Origin of the sequence: Micromonospora sp. CNB394, from assembly GCF_000374985.1 — a bacterium.
Taxonomy (GTDB): Bacteria; Actinomycetota; Actinomycetes; order Mycobacteriales; family Micromonosporaceae; genus Micromonospora; species Micromonospora marina.
Genome location: NZ_KB895827.1, coordinates 158,719 through 174,832 on the forward strand (window position 1 = coordinate 158,719; position 16,114 = coordinate 174,832).

The 16,114-nt window shown below is 74.6% G+C and carries 14 protein-coding genes and 1 pseudogene; 10 read left to right on the forward strand and 5 right to left on the reverse strand.

The genetic code is table 11. The annotated features are described in order from the left end of the window. Positions 1-42: 42 nt before the first annotated feature. Positions 43-485, forward strand: a pseudogene (locus C569_RS29880) (hypothetical protein). After that, the gene (locus C569_RS0106565; RefSeq protein ID WP_018784996.1) at positions 482-1,507 is read left to right on the forward strand and encodes an adenosine deaminase; all 1,026 of its coding nucleotides are present in this window, start codon (positions 482-484) and stop codon (positions 1,505-1,507) included. Before C569_RS29880 ends, C569_RS0106565 begins: the two are co-directional and overlap by 4 nt. On the opposite strand, the gene C569_RS0106570 is transcribed toward C569_RS0106565, so the two are convergent. The 3 genes from C569_RS0106570 to C569_RS0106580 all read right to left on the reverse strand — a co-directional run bounded on the left by C569_RS0106570 (position 1,464) and on the right by C569_RS0106580 (position 4,030). Then, positions 1,464-1,691 (reverse strand): hypothetical protein, encoded by a 228-nt coding sequence (locus C569_RS0106570; protein WP_155945509.1) that lies wholly within the window; start codon positions 1,689-1,691, stop codon positions 1,464-1,466. The genes C569_RS0106565 and C569_RS0106570 overlap by 44 nt on opposite strands. Before the next feature lie 228 nt (positions 1,692-1,919). After that, entirely contained in the window at positions 1,920-3,311 is a 1,392-nt protein-coding gene (locus C569_RS0106575) for a HAMP domain-containing sensor histidine kinase (protein WP_026267783.1), read from the reverse strand. Between the two features lie 29 nt (positions 3,312-3,340). Next, positions 3,341-4,030 carry a response regulator transcription factor gene (locus C569_RS0106580; protein ID WP_018784999.1) on the reverse strand — a complete coding sequence of 230 codons (690 nt, stop codon included), beginning with the start codon at positions 4,028-4,030 and terminating at the stop codon, positions 3,341-3,343. A 73-nt stretch (positions 4,031-4,103) separates the two neighbouring features. Between C569_RS0106580 and C569_RS0106585 the strand changes: the two genes are divergently transcribed. Next, positions 4,104-5,030 (forward strand): ADP-ribosylglycohydrolase family protein, encoded by a 927-nt coding sequence (locus tag C569_RS0106585; RefSeq protein WP_018785000.1) that lies wholly within the window; start codon positions 4,104-4,106, stop codon positions 5,028-5,030. Positions 5,031-5,140: 110 nt separating this feature from the next. Here C569_RS0106585 and C569_RS0106590 read toward each other — a convergent pair whose 3' ends face one another. Then, the gene (locus C569_RS0106590) at positions 5,141-6,079 is read right to left on the reverse strand and encodes a YcnI family protein (RefSeq protein WP_026267784.1); all 939 of its coding nucleotides are present in this window, start codon (positions 6,077-6,079) and stop codon (positions 5,141-5,143) included. Positions 6,080-6,282: 203 nt separating this feature from the next. Between C569_RS0106590 and thrS the strand changes: the two genes are divergently transcribed. From thrS to C569_RS0106615, 4 genes are all read left to right on the forward strand, one after another. After that, complete coding sequence (thrS, locus tag C569_RS0106595) at positions 6,283-8,301, forward strand: threonine--tRNA ligase (protein ID WP_026267785.1); 2,019 nt, start codon at positions 6,283-6,285, stop codon at positions 8,299-8,301. A 63-nt stretch (positions 8,302-8,364) separates the two neighbouring features. Beyond that, entirely contained in the window at positions 8,365-8,925 is a 561-nt protein-coding gene (locus C569_RS0106600; RefSeq protein WP_018785003.1) for an HIT domain-containing protein, read from the forward strand. A gap of 32 nt (positions 8,926-8,957) precedes the next feature. Further along, complete coding sequence (locus C569_RS0106605; protein WP_026267786.1) at positions 8,958-9,596, forward strand: hypothetical protein; 639 nt, start codon at positions 8,958-8,960, stop codon at positions 9,594-9,596. A 213-nt stretch (positions 9,597-9,809) separates the two neighbouring features. Further along, entirely contained in the window at positions 9,810-10,811 is a 1,002-nt protein-coding gene (locus tag C569_RS0106615; RefSeq protein WP_051090455.1) for an aldo/keto reductase, read from the forward strand. A 159-nt stretch (positions 10,812-10,970) separates the two neighbouring features. Here C569_RS0106615 and C569_RS0106620 read toward each other — a convergent pair whose 3' ends face one another. Continuing rightward, positions 10,971-13,127 carry an elongation factor G-like protein EF-G2 gene (locus C569_RS0106620; protein ID WP_018785007.1) on the reverse strand — a complete coding sequence of 719 codons (2,157 nt, stop codon included), beginning with the start codon at positions 13,125-13,127 and terminating at the stop codon, positions 10,971-10,973. Between the two features lie 252 nt (positions 13,128-13,379). Here C569_RS0106620 and pgsA point away from each other — a divergent pair, with 252 nt between their 5' ends. The 3 genes from pgsA to C569_RS0106635 are packed head-to-tail and all read left to right on the forward strand — an operon-like array spanning position 13,380 to position 16,096. Further along, on the forward strand, positions 13,380-14,000 hold the full coding sequence (pgsA, locus tag C569_RS0106625) for a phosphatidylinositol phosphate synthase (protein ID WP_018785008.1): 621 nt from the start codon (positions 13,380-13,382) through the stop codon (positions 13,998-14,000). Further along, positions 13,997-14,926 carry a phosphatidylinositol mannoside acyltransferase gene (locus C569_RS0106630; protein ID WP_018785009.1) on the forward strand — a complete coding sequence of 310 codons (930 nt, stop codon included), beginning with the start codon at positions 13,997-13,999 and terminating at the stop codon, positions 14,924-14,926. Before pgsA ends, C569_RS0106630 begins: the two co-directional genes overlap by 4 nt. 9 nt (positions 14,927-14,935) lie before the next feature. Further along, positions 14,936-16,096 carry a glycosyltransferase family 4 protein gene (locus C569_RS0106635; RefSeq protein ID WP_018785010.1) on the forward strand — a complete coding sequence of 387 codons (1,161 nt, stop codon included), beginning with the start codon at positions 14,936-14,938 and terminating at the stop codon, positions 16,094-16,096. Positions 16,097-16,114 lie beyond the last annotated feature (18 nt).

A 16,114-nucleotide genomic window follows, 5' to 3' on the forward strand; every position in this document is an offset into this window, starting at 1 on the left:
TGTCCGCGCTACGGCGACGAGCGCTCCCGACCGTTCCACGACCTGCTGGCCCGCGTCGGCGCCGCGCACCCGCGCGCCGTGGTCGACCTGGGCTGCGGCCCCGGCAGCTGCTGCGCGCCGTCGCCGCGCAGGACCGGTGGCGCGACGCGCTCGCCGGCAAGCTGCGCGAGGCGCCCGTCGACGAGCCGGTCGGCTACGCCACGCTGCTGACCGGCGCTGGGTGCGCGGTGGACGCCTGGGAGACTACGTACGTGCATCTGCTGCCCGCCACCGGCGCCGACCACCCGGTGCTGGCCTGGACGGAGGGCACCGCGCTGCGCCCGGTCCGCGCCGCGCTGGACGCCGCCGGCTGGGCCGCCTTCCGCGCCGAGCTGGGGGTACGGCCCGCGCAGGCGTACCCGGCGCGGCAGGGTCAGGTGTACTTCCCGTTCCGCCGGACCTTCACGGTGGCCCGTACCGGCGCCCGCGCAGAGGAGAACTCGTGACCGACCTGCCCACCTTCATCGCCGGACTGCCCAAGGTGGAGCTGCACGTGCACCACGTCGGCTCGGCCTCGCCCCGGATCGTCGCCGAGCTGGCCGCCCGGCACGAGGGGCGCAGTCCCGTCCCGGCCGACCCGGAGGCGCTCGCCGACTACTTCGCGTTCCGCGACTTCGCCCATTTCATCGAGGTCTACCTCAGCGTGGTGGACCTGATCCGCGACGCCGACGACGTCTGGCTGCTCACCCACGAAGTGGCCCGGGAGCTGGCGCGGCAGCAGGTCCGGTACGCCGAGCTGACCGTCACGCCGTACTCGCACGTCAGCCGCGGCATCCCGGCGCCGGCGTTCGGCGAGGCGATCGAGGACGCCCGCAAGCGCGCCGAGGCCGACTTCGGCATCGCGCTGCGCTGGTGCTTCGACATCCCCGGCGAGGCCGGCCTGCCCGCCGCCGAACAGACGTTGCGGATCGCGCTCGACGAACGACCGGACGGGCTGATCAGCTTCGGCCTCGGCGGCCCCGAGATCGGGGTGCCCCGACCGCAGTTTAAGCCGTACTTCGACCAGGCCCGGGCGGCCGGGCTGCGCTCGGTGCCGCACGCCGGTGAGACCACCGGCCCGGAGACGATCTGGGACGCGCTGCGCGAGCTGGGCGCCGAGCGGATCGGCCACGGCATCTCCGCCGCGCAGGATCCGGCGCTGCTGGCCTACCTCGCCGAGCGGCGGATCCCGCTGGAGATCGCCCCGACCTCGAACGTGCGCACGCGGGCCGTACCGAGCCTGGACGCGCACCCGCTGCCCCGGCTGGTCGAGGCCGGTGTGCCGGTCAGCATCAACTCCGACGACCCGCCGATGTTCGGCACCACGCTCAACGACGAGTACGCGGTGGCCGCCCGGCTGCTGCGACTCGGCCCGGACGGGGTGGCCGCGCTGGCCCGCGACGCGGTCGCCGCGGCGTTCCTGGCACCGGCCGAACAGGCCCGGATCACCGCCGAGATCGACGCGTACCTGGCGAGCGCGGCACGCTGAGGCGCCGCGCGGTCAGCAGCACCGCCGTCAGCGCGATGAGCGTGGCGGCGTGACCGGGACCGGCGGGCGCCGGCCGGGCGGGACCGTGCGCGAGCACCGGGTCCTGCCACACCGCGAGCGTGAGCGCGATGCCCAGGCCGATGACGGCGGCCCAGCGGAGCAGACGACTGACGGCCGGTGGCATGGCGGTCACCTCACGCCCGGGTTCGACGGGAGAGCGCGCGCGACGGGAGCGAGGTGTGGGGGGACCGGACTCCCGCCGCGCGCATGATCCGTCGGCCGGAAGGTCTTACGGGGCGTCCCGGCCGGCGGAACTGATGGGTTCTGTCATCGATCCTGGCAGTTCACGCCGGTTTCGCGGCCATCGTTAAACCACCTTTAAGGAGAACTTGCGCCCGTACACAGCCACGGGTCAGCGCGGGCGCGGCCAGCGCCGCCCGGGCCGCGGCTCGCGTACCTCCCGGGCCATCCGCCCGACCAGCCCGAACCGGTTCACCGGCCGGGGTGCCGCATCCGGGTCGGCCAGCAGCATCACCACGCTCGCCCCGCCGAGCCGGGCCCGGTCGATGCTCACCGAACCGTTCGCCTGCAACGCGACCCGCTTGGCGATGTCCAGCCCGAGCCCGGTGGACCCCCTGTCGCTCTCACCCCGGCGCAACGCCCGGTCCGGGTCGGCGATGCCCGGTCCGGCGTCGTCGATGCGGATCGCCACCCAGCCGTCCCGGCGGCTCACCGCCACCTCGAACGCGGTGCCCTGCGGCGTGTACCGGAACACGTTGCCGATCACCGCGTCCAGTGCGGCGGCCAGCTCGGCGCGGGGCACCGGCGCCGGGATCCGCAACTGCGCCCCGAGCACCCGGTGCGGCCGGTTCTGGTCACCCGCCAGCGCCGACCAGAAGACCATCCGGTCCCGGACCACCTCGCTCACGTCGCACGACGCCGGCGCCGTCTCCTGGGCCACCGCCTTGCGGGTCGTCTTGATGAGCTGGTCGATCTCGCCCTCCAGCGTGACGATCGCCTGCCGGATCCGCCGGATGCCGCGCCGCCGGTCCAGCTCCGCCTCGCTGAACGTGCCGATGCTCGTGTCGTCGGACTCCAGCGCCTCGGCGTCCAGCCGCAGCGCGGTCAGCGGCGTGCGCAGCCGGTGCGACAGGTCGGCGACCAGTTCGTGCTCGTCGGCCCGCAGCGCCACCAGCCGTTCGGTCATCCGGTTGAACGCGTGCCCGGCCTCGGCCAGCTCACGCGGACCGGTCGGCTCGACCCGTACCCCCAGCTCGCCGTCGCCCACCGCGAGCGCCGCCTTGACCAGGTCGCCGGTGGCGTCCACGGCCCGGGCCGCCACCCGGTCGACCACGGCGACCGCAGCGCCGACCAGCGCCAGGCCGATCGCGAGCAGCAGCAGCCACCGTCCGCCGCCGCCGGAGTCGAGCACCTCGTCGGGGACGAAGACCTCCACCACGGCGACCCGGTCACCGAGCACCACCGGGTCCAGCCGCAGCACCCCGCCGTCCACCTCGGTCACCACCGACCGCCGCTGCGCGGCGGCGTCGGCCAGCACCCGCGGGTCGGCGCGCCCGGCTGACTCGTCGGCGCCGATGCCGTGCACGACCGGCCGCAGGGCCGGATCGTCGCCGGCCGCGGCGGCCACCGCCCGTTCGATCGTCGCGGTGTCGGTGCTGACCGCCAGCGCGCCGGTCACCAGCGCGGCCCGGCGGGCGGCGTCGGCCAGTTCCGCCTCCCGGGCCCGGTCGGCGAGGGTGAGCCCGAGCGGGACGAGGAAGGCGAGCGCGATCAGGCCGCACAGGCCGGCGGTGAGCCCGGCGAGCGTGAGCCTCAGTCCGGTGCCACCAGCCGGAAGCCGACCCCCCGCACGGTGCGCAGGTAGCGCGGCTTCGCCGCGGACTCGCCCATTTTGCGGCGGAGCCAGTACAGGTGAACGTCGATGGTCTGGTCCTCGCCGACCGATGGCTGCCGCCATACCTCCTCCAAGAGTTCCCGCCGGGACACTACCCGGCCGGGACGCGCGGCGAGATACGCCAGCAGGTCGAATTCCTTGCGGGTCAGGGCCAGGGACTCCCCGTCCAGCACCGCGCTGCGCTCACCCACGTCCACCCGCAGGCCGCCGACGGTGTGCACGGCCGGTTGCACGGTACGGCTGGCCCGGCCGGCCCGGCGCAGCACGGTGGTGATCCGGGCGTCCAGGTGCGCCCCGGTGAACGGCTTGACCATGTAGTCGTCCGCGCCGGCGCGCAGCAGCCGTACCACCGACTGCTCGTCGTCGCGGGCGGTGGCGATGATGATCGGCACGTCGGTGATGCCGCGTAGCATGCGCAGCGCGTCCGAGCCGTCCAGGTCGGGCAGGCCGAGGTCGAGCACCACCAGATCCGGTGTCTCCGCGGCGACCCGGCGCAGCGCGTCCAGCGCGGTGCCGACGGCGTGCACCGCGTGCCCCCGGTCGGTCAGCGAGCGCAGCATGGCGCCGCGCACGACGTGGTCGTCTTCGACCAGCAGGACGGTTGCCACGTCAGCACCGTACTCGGCATGGCAAGCCGGTCGCGTTGCGGCGGTCCGGCCAACCGGGCAAGCTGGGACGGCGATGACGTTCACGCTCTTCCCCGACACCCGCCTCACGCTCGCCCGCGACGCGCTGGCCGGCCTGTCGGTGGGCGACGCCCTCGGCTCCCAGTTCTTCGTCCCCGGCCGGCACCCGGACGACCTCGCCGCCGGGCGGCTGCCCGCGCCGCCGTGGGAGTGGACCGACGACACCGAGATGGCCTGCTCGGTGGTGGCCGAACTGGCCGCCGCCGGCCGCATCGACTCCGACCGGCTGGCGCTGGCGTTCGCGCAGCGCTGCGAGCCGTACCGGGGGTACGGGCCGGGCGCGGTGACCGTGCTGCGGCTGATCCGTACCGGCACGCCGTGGCCGGTGGCCGCCGCGTCCGCGTTCGACGGGCAGGGCTCCTGCGGCAACGGCGCCGCGATGCGTGTGGCGCCGCTCGGCGCCTGGCACGCCGACTCCACCCGGCGCGCCGCCGAGCAGGCCCGCGACTCCGCCGAGGTGACCCACGCACACCCGGAGGGCGTGGCCGGCGCGGTGGCGGTCGCGGTGGCCGCCTCGCTCGCCGCCCGGGCCCGCCTCGACGGCGACCGGCCCGACCCGGCCCGCCTGCTCGCCGCGGTCGCCGCGGCGCTCGACCCGGCCGGTGAGGTGCACCGCGGGGTACGCCGGGCCGCCGCGCTGCTCGGTCACCCGGCCGCTGCGACGGCCGACGCGCTCGGCAACGGCTCGCGGGTCACCGCGCAGGACACCGTGCCGTTCACGCTCTGGGTCGCCGCCACGCTGCTGCACGACTACCCAGCCGCGATCCGGGCCTGCGTCGAGGCGGGCGGCGACGTGGACACCACAGCGGCCATCGTGGGCGGGATCGTGGCCGCGTACACCGGGGTCGGCGTGCCCGGCGGCGTACCGGAGGGCTGGCTGACCGCCCGCGAGCCGCTGCCCGGCTGGCTCACCGCCGCCTGACCGCCCGCCCGCCCTCGCCGGCTGTGGTGGTCGTGGGTGCGCGCCCCAGTTCGGGGAAGTGGCGGGGTCGGCGGGGGAGGGATGCAGCCACCTCGGCGAGCTGGAGTCGATCATGCGTGCCAGCGCGTACCACCAGCGGGGACGGGCTCGAGGGGCGCGGGGGTGTCGGCGGCGGGAGCAGGGGCCGGCTCGGAGGAGTCGGAGCGGGGGTCCGTGTCCGGACGTCCGGTGGCGGCGGGCACGTCGGGGGTTGGGCTGTCGTCGTGCGGGAGGGTCATGGTGTCGCGCCGGCGGCGGTTGAGCAGCCAGCCGATCGCCGCGCCGCCGGCCAGCCCGGCCAGCAGGCCGCCGCCGAGCAGCAGGTCCGCGCTCGGTCCGTCGTCGGCCACCGGTGCCGCGCCGCCCGCCGCACCGCTCTGCGCCCCACGGGCCGCGCCGGGGCCGCCCGCCGCGCCGTGACCGCCGTGCCCGGCGCCGTTCGCGCCGGGGGCGCCGTCGTGCGTCACGGTGCCGGGCAGCGGCGGCAGCAGGTCGACGGTCGGTGCCGGGTGCGCGCCACCCGCCGGGTCCGCCCACCGGACCACGGTGCCGTCGTCGTACGTCTGCACGACGGTGAACGTGAGCCGGTCGGTGGCGGGCATCGGTCCCATGCCCAGCGGCAGCCGGGCCGGCCCGGTGCCGGTGCCGGGCATCCGCAGCCAGCTCACCGAGTGGGTCACCTGGTTCAGTTCGGACGCGTGCATGCCGGGGATCGGCTGGTCGAGCGTGCGGGTGGTGATGGTCGGCGCCCAGTCCGGCACCGACAGCGGGTACACCTCACCGATCGGGGCGTCCGAGGGCATCGTCAGCTCGATCCTGGTGGTGCGGCTGCCCGGCCGGTCCGCCGGCACCACCACCGACAGTTGGATCGCGTCGCCCTGGCGTACCTGGGCGGGTGAGGTCGTGACTGTCACCCCGGCCGCGTTCGCCGCGCCCGGCCAGCCCACCGCCCCGGCGAGTACGGCCGCCAGCAACGCCGCCGCCCACCGGCCCCGACGGGTCATCCTCATGGTCGTCCCCATCCTTCTCGACTGGGGCCGGCACCGGCTCCGGCCCCACCTGGTAGTTCGGGCGGCGGGGCGAAAAGGTTCAACACCGCACGGAACTCGCCGGAGACGGGGCACCGGCGTCGGCGGCGGTCCGGGTCCGGGCGACCGATAGCATCGCAGGGGCCGGTCACCGGCCCTTCGTACCGTCGACGACAGGAGTCACCGTGTCCGCACCCCGTACCCCCGTCGTGGCCGACCCCGTCGTCGTCGCCGCCGGGACCACGGCGGCCGACGCGGTGGCCGCGGCCGGCCTGCCGATGAGCGGGCCGAAGGCGACCGTGGTGGTCCGCGACCCGCAGGGCCAGCTCCGCGACCTGGACTGGCGCCCGGCCGAGGACGTCGCGGTCGAGCCGGTCACCCTGGACAGCCCGGACGGGCTGAACGTGCTGCGTCACTCCACCGCCCACGTGCTGGCCCAGGCGGTGCAGGACGTCTTCCCGGACGCGAAGCTGGGCATCGGCCCGCCGATCGAGAACGGCTTCTACTACGACTTCGGCGTCGACAAGCCGTTCCAGCCGGACGACCTGGCCAAGCTCGAGAAGCGCATGCAGGAGATCGTCAAGTCCGGCCAGCGGTTCCGCCGCCGCCGGTTCACCGACCTGGACGAGGCCCGGGCCGAGCTGGCCGCCGAGCCGTTCAAGCTGGAGCTGATCGAGGTCAAGGGCGAAGGGCTGGACTCGTCCGAGGTGATGGAGGTGGGCGGCGGCGAGCTGACCATCTACGACAACCTCGCCGCGAACGAGGACAAGGTCTGCTGGTCGGACCTGTGCCGCGGCCCGCACCTGCCGAACACCCGGCTGATCGGCGCGTTCAAGCTGATGCGCTCGGCCGCCGCGTACTGGCGCGGGTCGGAGCGCAACCCGCAGCTGCAGCGCGTGTACGGCACCGCCTGGCCGACCCGGGACGCGCTGAAGGCGTACCTGAAGCTGCTGGAGGAGGCCGCCCGCCGCGACCACCGCAAGCTCGGTGCTGACCTCGACCTGTTCAGCTTCCCCGACGAGATCGGCTCCGGCCTGCCGGTCTTCCACCCCAAGGGCGGCGTGCTCAAGCGGGTGATGGAGGACTACGTCCGGGCGCGGCACATCGAGGAGGGCTTCGACTACGTCGGTACGCCGCACATCTCCAAGGAAGGTCTCTTCCACACCTCGGGACACCTGCCCTACTACAAGGACACGATGTTCCCGCCGATGGAGATGGAGGGCAGCGACTACTACCTCAAGGCCATGAACTGCCCGATGCACAACCTGATCTACCGGTCGCGCGGGCGGTCCTACCGGCAGCTGCCGCTGCGGCTGTTCGAGTTCGGCTCGGTCTACCGGTACGAGAAGTCGGGCGTGATCCACGGGCTGACCCGGGTGCGCGGCTTCACCCAGGACGACTCGCACTCCTACTGCACCGAGGAGCAGGCGCCGGCCGAGATCAAGCACCTGCTCGGCTTCGTGCTCAGCCTGCTGCGCGACTTCGGCATCGACGACTTCTACCTGGAGCTGTCGACCCGCGACGACTCCCGGCCGGACAAGTTCGTCGGCACCGACGCCGACTGGGCGACCGCGACCGCCGTGCTGGAGCAGTGCGCGCTGGAGACCGGCCTGGAGCTGGTGCCGGACCCGGGCGGCGCGGCGTTCTACGGCCCGAAGATCTCCGTGCAGGCCAAGGACGCCATCGGCCGGACCTGGCAGATGTCGACCATCCAGTACGACTTCAACCAGCCGAAGGGCTTCGGGCTGGAGTACCAGGCCGCCGACGGCACCCGGAAGCAGCCGGTGATGATCCACTGCGCGAAGTTCGGGTCGATCGAGCGGTTCATCGGAGTGCTCACCGAGCACTACGCGGGCGCGTTCCCGGCCTGGCTGGCGCCGGTGCAGGTGGTCGGCATCCCGATCCGTGACGAGCACGGCGACTACCTGGTCGACTTCGCCGCCACGCTGCGCCGGCACGGCATCCGCGCCGAGGTCGACCTGGGCGACGACCGGATGCAGAAGAAGATCCGTAACGCGCAGCAGCAGAAGATCCCGTTCATGGTGATCGCCGGCGACGACGACGTGGCCGCCGGCACCGTGTCGTTCCGCTACCGGGACGGCTCGCAGCGCAACGGCGTCCCTGTCGACGAGGCGGTGGCGCACGTCCGCGAGGTGGTGGAGTCGCGCACGAACGCCGGACCCACCGCCACCGCCGCCGAGTAGGCGGTCCGCCGAACCGCGCCGCCCTGGCGGCGCGGTTCGGGGCCGGATCGTAGGATCGCCTGTGTGACAGGGGCGGAGCGGCACACCGGGTACGGCGGCGACGACGGTCTGGCGGACGGGCTGGACCGGCTCTGGACGCCGCACCGGATGACCTACATCTCCGGCGAGGACCGTCCCGAGGGCGGCTACGAGAAGCCCGCCGGCTGCCCGTTCTGCCTGGCGCCCGGCCTGCCGGCCGAGGAGAGCCTGGTGGTGGCCCGCGGCGAGCACGTCTTCGCGGTGCTCAACCTCTACCCGTACAACCCCGGGCACCTGCTGGTCTGCCCCTACCGGCACGTGGCCGACTACACCGAGCTGGACGAGCCGGAGACGGTCGAGCTGGCCGCGTTCACCAAGGCCGCCATGCGTGTGATCAGGCACGTCTCCAGCGCGCACGGCTTCAACCTGGGCATGAACCAGGGCGGCGTGGCCGGCGCGGGCATCGCCGCGCACCTGCACCAGCACGTGGTGCCGCGCTGGGGCGGCGACGCCAACTTCATGCCGGTGATCGGCCGGACGAAGGTGCTGCCGCAACTGCTCGCCGACACCCGGGAACTGCTCGCCAAGGCGTGGGCGGCGGCCTGACGGCGGCCCGCTCCGACAGTACGATCTCGCGCATGGCTCTCCTGCACCGCGCGGAACTGCGCCCCTCGAAACTGGAGTTGCTCGCCGGCTGGCTTCCCGGCCGGTCCTGGTTCGCCGGGGAGGCGGGCGCGGAGGTCAGCCGCGTCGCGGCGTACCGGTTCGACGACCCGGCCGGCGAGGTCGGCGTCGAGACGCTGCTCGTCCGGGCCGGTGCCGGGCCGGTGCTCCAGGTGCCGCTGACCTACCGGGGCGCGCCGCTGGCCGGGGCCGACGAGCACCTGGTGGGTGTCATCGAGCACTCGGTGCTCGGCCGCCGCTGGGCGTACGACGCCTGCGGCGACCCGGTGTACCCGCCGCTGCTGGCCGCCGCCGTTCTGGCTGACGCCGGGCAGGCCGAGGAGTACTTCGAGGTCGACGGGAAGCGTGAGGTGCGCCCGGCGAGCATGACGCTGACCGGCAGCCGCACCGGCCGTGCCGTCCCGACCGGCCCGGTCCCGGCTGCTCCGGTCCCGGCCGGCCCGGGTGACAGCGGTGTGACGGTGGTCCGGGTCGGGGACGTCGAGCTGGCGGTGGTCCGGCGGCCCGTGCCGGCCGAGGCGCCGGGCCTCGGCGGGCTCACCGGCACCTGGCCCGGCCAGGACGAGCCGGTGCTGCTGGCCCACGCCCGCTGAGGGCAGACCGTCATGCCTGAGAGGCATGTTCATGACTCTCAGGCATGACGAGTCCACCGCTACCGCCCACCGCATGGCGTCACGTGGCGTGATCGTGATCGGGCTCCTCGGCGACGAACCGGCCCGCGGTCGCCGGTGAGGTGACAGGATGCGGCGGTGACAGTCGAGAAGCGACGGTTGGGTCGCAGCGGCATCGAGGTGAGCGCCCTCGGCATGGGGTGCTGGGCGATCGGCGGCCCGTGGGCCGAGGGAGCCCGCCCGCTGGGCTGGGGTCGGGTCGACGACGACGAGTCGGTACGCGCCGTCCGTCGCGCGCTCGACCTCGGCGTCACGCTGTTCGACACCGCCGACACGTACGGCGCCGGGCACGGCGAGCGGGTGCTCGGCCGTGCGCTCGCCGGCCGGCGCGACGAGGCGGTGATCGCCACGAAGTTCGGCTACACCTTCGACGAGCGGACCCGGCAGGCCACCGGCGAGAACGCCTCCCCGCACTACCTGCGCCAGGCGGTCACCGACTCACTGCGCCGGCTCGGCACCGACCGCATCGACCTGTACCAGCTGCACCTCGGCGACCTGCCGCTGCCCCGCGCCGAGGCACTGATCGGCACGCTCGACGACCTGGTCGACGCCGGCCTGATCGGGGCGTACGGGTGGAGCACCGACCGGGCCGACCGGGCTGCCGCCTTCGCCCAGGTGGCGCGCGGCGCCACCGCCGTGCAGCACGCGCTGTCGGTGCTCCGGGACGCCCCGGCCATGCTCGACGCCTGCGTCAAGCACGACCTCGCCGGCCTGGCCCGGGGGCCGCTCGGGATGGGTCTGCTCACCGGCAAGTACACGCCGGAGTCCACACTGCCCCGCGACGACGTACGCGGACTCGGGCCGACCTGGCTGGAATGGTTCCGCAGCGGCCGGCCCGCCCCGGAGTGGCTGCGCCGGGTCGCCGCCGTGCGCGACGCGCTGACCGCGGACGGCCGCACCCTCGCCCAGGGCGCGATCGGGTGGATCTGGGCGCGCAGCGACCGGGCGGTGCCGATCCCCGGCGCCCGGACGGTGGCCCAGGTCGAGGAGAACGCGGCCGCGCTGGCCCGGGGCCCGCTCACGCCGGACCACTTCGCCGAGGTCGAGCGGCAGTTGGCGGCGGTACGCTCGGCGGCCCTCCGCGACGCCGACCGCCCCCACTGGCCGATGCCCCCCGTCCCCGCCGTCCGCCCCTGACCCGCGCTCCCGCGCCCTGACCTCCTCGTCACCCGCGCCCTCCACGACGCCGCGCCTCGCTCCCGCTGCCCACCTGCTCGTGCAGTTGGTGCCGGCGGGTAGGCGAAATGCCCCTTTGTCGGGACGAAAGTGCAAGATCGCGGCGGTGGAGGGCGGGGGTCAGCGGGAGGTGGACTCCTTGCGGGCCTGGTCGGCCAGGTGGGTGGGCATGGGCTCGTGGCGGGCGAACTCGCGGCGGAACGAGCCGGTGCCGGCCGTCATCGAGCGCAGCTCCACCGCGTACCGCAGCAACTCCGTCGCGGGCACCTCGGCGCGGACCAGCGTGCGCCCTTCGGCGTCCGGGTCCGGCTCGGTGCCGAGCACCCGGCCGCGCCGTCCGGACAGGTCGCCCATCACCGCGCCGACCGACGGGTCGGGCACCCGAACGGTGATCTCGTCGACCGGCTCCAGCAGCGCCGGCTGGCCCTTCTCGGCGGCGTCGCGCAGCGCCAGCGCGCCAGCGGTCTGGAACGCGGTGTCGGAGGAGTCGACGCTGTGCGCCTTGCCGTCGACCAGCGTCACCCGCACGTCCACCACCGGGTAGCCGGCGACCAGGCCGCGTCCCATCTGCGCCCGTACCCCCTTCTCCACCGACGGGACGTAGTTGTGCGGGACGGCGCCGCCGACCACCCGGTCGACGAACTCGAAACCGGCGCCCCGGGGCAGCGGCTCCACCTCGATGTCGCAGACCGCGTACTGGCCGTGGCCGCCGGACTGCTTGACGTGCCGGCCGTGCCCGCGCGCGGCGGCGGTGAACGTCTCGCGCAGCGGCACCCGCACCGGCTCGGTGTCCAGCTCGACGCCGCCACCGCGCAGCCGGTCGAGCACCACGTCGGCGTGCGCCTCGCCCATGCACCAGAGCACCAGCTGGTGGGTCTCCGGGTTGCGGTCGAGCCGCAGCGTCGGGTCACCGGCGACCAGCCGGGACAGGTTGCGGGCCAGCGCGTCCTCGTCGGCCCGGCTGCGTGCCACGATCGCCACCGGCAGCAGCGGCTCGGGCATCTCCCACGGCGCGATCAGCAGCGGGTCGTCCTTGGCCGAGATGGTGTCGCCGGTCTCGGCGCTGCCCGACTTGGTGATCGCGCACAGGTCACCGGCGACGCAGGCGGCCACCTCGCGCAGCGTCGCGCCCAGCGGGCGGTAGACGTGGCCGACCCGCTCGTCGGCGTCGTGGTCCGGGTGGCCGCGCTCGGCCAGGCCGTGTCCGGACACGTGGATCACCTGGTCGGGGCGCAGCGTGCCGGAGAAGACGCGGACCAGTGAGACCCGCCCGACGTGCCGGTCGACTGTCGTCTTGACCACCTCGGCGACGAGTGGGCCGTCCGGGTCGCAGGTGAGCGGCGGGCGGGGCGAGCCGTCCACGCCGGTGACGGCGGGCAGCTCGTGCTCCAGCGGCGACGGGAACGCCGCGACCAGGCCGTCGAGCAGCGCGTCCAGGCCGACGCCGGTCTCCGCGCAGACCGGCACCACGGGGTAGAAGTGGCCGCGCGCCACGGCCGTCTCCAGGTCGGTGATCAGCACCTCGGGGGCGATCTCCTCGCCGCCGAGGTAGCGGTCCATCAGGGTCTCGTCCTCGCTCTCCGCGATGATCCCCTCGATCAGCTCGTTGCGGGACTCCTGGATGGCCGGCAGGTGCTCCGGGTCCGGCTCGCGCACCGCCGCCGGCAGCCCGTCGGAGTAGTCGTACACCCGGCGGGTGATCAGCCCCATCAGTCCGGCCACCGACTCGCCGTCGTCGCCGAGCATGGGCAGGTAGAGCGGGAGCACGTTGTCGCCGAAGACCCGCTGGCACAGCGCCACCGCCTCGTCGAAGTCGGCGCGCGGGTGGTCCAGCCGGGAGACGGCCACCGCCCGGGGCATGTCGACGGCGGCGCACTCCTCCCAGAGGGCGGCGGTGGCGGCGTCCATGCCGTCCACGGCGGAGACCACGAACAGGGCCGCGTCGGCGGCGCGCAGCCCGGCGCGCAGCTCACCGACGAAGTCGCCGTAGCCCGGCGTGTCCAGCAGGTTGACCTTGACGTCGCGGTGCGTCAGCGGGGCGCAGGCCAGGCTGACCGAGCGCTGCTGGCGTACGGCGGCGGGGTCGTGGTCGCAGACGGTGGTGCCGTCGGTGACGGCGCCGGCCCGGCTGATCGTGCCGCCGGCGGCGAGCAGCGCCTCGACGAGCGTCGTCTTGCCGGCGCCGGAGTGCCCGACGAGCACCACGTTGCGGACCCTGCCGGGCTCGGTCACCACCGGCGCGCCGCCGGGGACACCCTTCTCGTTCTTCTGCGCCATCGCGGCGCACCTCCCTCAACCGGTGGTGGTGGCGACCGCCGCGGGCGACGGGGGAGCGGACCCGGGACGGGCGCCGCGGCGATATCTTCCGGTGATCTGCTGCTGGACGGGAACGCGGACCGGTGATCCGGTGAGCTGGCTCACCTCCTGGCTCGATCTCACACCCGCGGCGGTGCCCGCACAAGGGCCGCCGGGCGGGTCGCACGCCCGGCTGTGTCCCCGGCGGTTGCGGGCCGTTATCGTGGGACCGCCATGGCGAAGATCTTCCAAGTGACGGCCCGCGCGGGCATGACCCGCGTCGTGGAGCCGATCGCCCGTACGCTGCTGCGTGCGGGCGTGTCCCCCAACGCGGTCACCGTGACCGGCACCGTCGGCGTGCTCGTGGGCGCGCTCGGCTTCGGCGCGCGCGGCCACCTGGTCGCCGGCGCGCTGATCGTCACGGTCTTCGCCCTCACCGACCTGCTCGACGGCACGATGGCGCGGATGAGCGGCGGGTCCACCCGGTTCGGGGCGTTCCTCGACTCGAGCATGGACCGGGTCGCCGACAGTGCGGTGTTCGGCGCGGTCGCGTACTGGCTGGCCACCGAGCACGACTACTCGGGCGTGGCGGCGGCGCTGATCTGCCTGGCCGCGGGCGGTCTGGTCTCCTACGTGAAGGCCCGCGCCGAGGGCCTCGGGATGACCTGCAACGTGGGCATCGCCGAGCGCACCGAGCGGCTGCTCATCGTCGGCGTCGGCGGTCTGCTCACCGGCGTCGGCGTCCGTCCCGCCCTGGAGATCGCGCTCTGGCTGCTCGCCGCGGTCTCGATCTTCACAGTGGGCCAGCGGATGGCCCACGTGTACCGGCAGGCCCAGCGGGTCGGCGTCGAGTGAACCTCACCGAGGCGGGCTTCGTCGCGGGCTGGCGCCTGGTCCGGGCGCTGCCCCGGCCCGTCGCGGTCGCGGCCTTCCGGGCGGGCGCCGACCGCGCCCACCGCAAGGACGGCGGGGGTACGCGCCGGCTGCGCGCCAACCTGCGCCGGGTGGTCGGCCCGGAGATGCCCGACGCGGAACTGGACGTGCTGGTGCGCGACGGGCTGCGCTCGTACGCCCGGTACTGGATGGAGGCGTTCCGGCTGCCCGGCCTGAGCCGGACGGACATCCTCGCCGGGTTCCGCCTCGACGGGCAGGAACTGCTCGCCGCCGACGTGGCCGCCGGGCGGGGTGCGGTCGTGGCGCTGCCGCACGCCGGCAACTGGGACGCCGCGGGCGCCTGGGTGGCGGCCACCGGCTGGCCGATGACCACTGTCGCCGAGCGGCTGCCGGACGGCGTCTACGAGCGGTTCGTCGGGTTCCGGGAAGGGCTGGGGATGGAGATCCTGCCCAACCACGGCGGGCCGCGTCCCGCGTTCGACGTGCTGGTGGACCGCCTGCGCACCGGCTACGTGGTGCCCCTGCTCGCCGACCGGGACCTGTCCGCCCGGGGCGTGGAGGTGGACTTCTTCGGCGGCCGGACCCGGATGCCGGCCGGTCCGGCACTGCTGGCGATCCGTACCGGCGCTCCGCTCTACGCGGCCTCGATGTGGTACGAACCGGACGCGGCGTGCGCCTCGATCGAGGGGCCGCTGCCGCTGCCGGATCCGGACAGCGCGCCACTCGACGAGCGGGTCCGGGCGGTGACGCAGCGGGTTGCCGACGGTCTGGCGGCGGGCATCGCCCGGCATCCGCAAGACTGGCACATGTTGCAGCGGATGTGGCTGGACCAGGGCCGGGACGGCACGCCCAGGTCGGCGCCACCGGCCACCACCGGGACGGTCTAGGGGGGCGCAGTGCGTATCGGCATCGTGTGCCCGTACTCGTTCGACGTGCCGGGCGGCGTGCAGAACCACGTCATGGACCTGGCCGAGGCGCTGCTCGGGCTCGGCCACGAGGTGAGCGTGCTGGCGCCCGCCGACGAGGACTCGGCGCTGCCGCCGTACGTGGTGTCCGCCGGGCGGGCGGTGCCGCTGCCGTACAACGGGTCGGTGGCCCGGATCGCCTTCGGCCCGGTCTCCACCGCCCGGGTCCGCCGCTGGATCACCCGGGGCGACTTCGACGTGCTGCACGTGCACGAGCCGTTGACGCCGAGCCTGTCGATGCTGGCCGTGCTCTGCGCCCGTGGCCCGGTGGTGGCCACCTTCCACACCGCGATGACCCGCTCCCGGGTGCTGTCGGCCGCGCAGGGCGTGCTCCAGATCGTGCTGGAGCGGATCACCGCCCGGATCGCGGTGAGCGCGCTGGCCCGCAAGGTGCAGGTCGAGCACATGGACGGCGGCGCGGTGGAGATCCCGAACGGGGTGGCGGTGGCGAAGTTCGCCGGGGTGCCGCCGCTGCCGGGGTGGCCGGGGGAGTGCGTGCCGGGCGGCGGCGGAACACTGGGGTTCCTGGGCCGCTTCACCGAGCCGCGCAAGGGCTTCCCGATCCTGCGGGACGCGTTCGTCGCGCTGGCGCCGCACCGCCCCGGCCTGCGCCTGCTGGTCGCCGGGCCGGGCGACGCCGACGAGTTGTACGGGCGGTTCCCGGCCGGTCTGCGCGACCGGGTCACGTTCCTCGGCCTGGTCTCCGAGGCGGACAAGGCACGCATGCTGCGCAGCGTGCACCTCTACGTCGCACCGAACACCGGAGGGGAGTCCTTCGGGATGATCCTCACCGAGGCGCTGGCCGCCGGCACCACTGTCGTCGCCAGCGACCTGGACGCGTTCCGCCGGGTGCTCGACGGCGGGCGGGCCGGCCGGCTGTTCCCGACCGGCGACGCGACCGCGCTCGGCGCCGCGCTGTCCGATCTGCTCGACGACGACGGCTGCCGCGCCGGGCTGACCGCCTGCGGCGACCAGGTGGTGGCGAATTTCGACTGGCCCGTGGTTGCCCGCCGCGTTCTGGAGGTATACGCAGCCGCGATCGAGGCCACCGACGGCCGGGTCATGGACCAGGAGTGGGCGGGTCTGGGCTGACCGCTGTGGCCGCTGCGG

What these genes read in the sequence shown, in the direction of transcription:
- C569_RS0106615 (WP_051090455.1), top strand. Translation starts at nt 9,810, where the DNA reads ATGGGGTGCTGGGCGATCGGCGGCCCGTGGGCCGAGGGAGCCCGCCCG.
- pgsA (WP_018785008.1), top strand. Translation starts at nt 13,380, where the DNA reads ATGGCGAAGATCTTCCAAGTGACGGCCCGCGCGGGCATGACCCGCGTC.
- C569_RS0106585 (WP_018785000.1), top strand. Translation starts at nt 4,104, where the DNA reads ATGACGTTCACGCTCTTCCCCGACACCCGCCTCACGCTCGCCCGCGAC.
- C569_RS0106605 (WP_026267786.1), top strand. Translation starts at nt 8,958, where the DNA reads ATGGCTCTCCTGCACCGCGCGGAACTGCGCCCCTCGAAACTGGAGTTG.
- C569_RS0106620 (WP_018785007.1), bottom strand. Translation starts at nt 13,127, where the DNA reads ATGGCGCAGAAGAACGAGAAGGGTGTCCCCGGCGGCGCGCCGGTGGTG.
- C569_RS0106590 (WP_026267784.1), bottom strand. Translation starts at nt 6,079, where the DNA reads ATGAGGATGACCCGTCGGGGCCGGTGGGCGGCGGCGTTGCTGGCGGCC.
- C569_RS0106570 (WP_155945509.1), bottom strand. Translation starts at nt 1,691, where the DNA reads ATGCCACCGGCCGTCAGTCGTCTGCTCCGCTGGGCCGCCGTCATCGGC.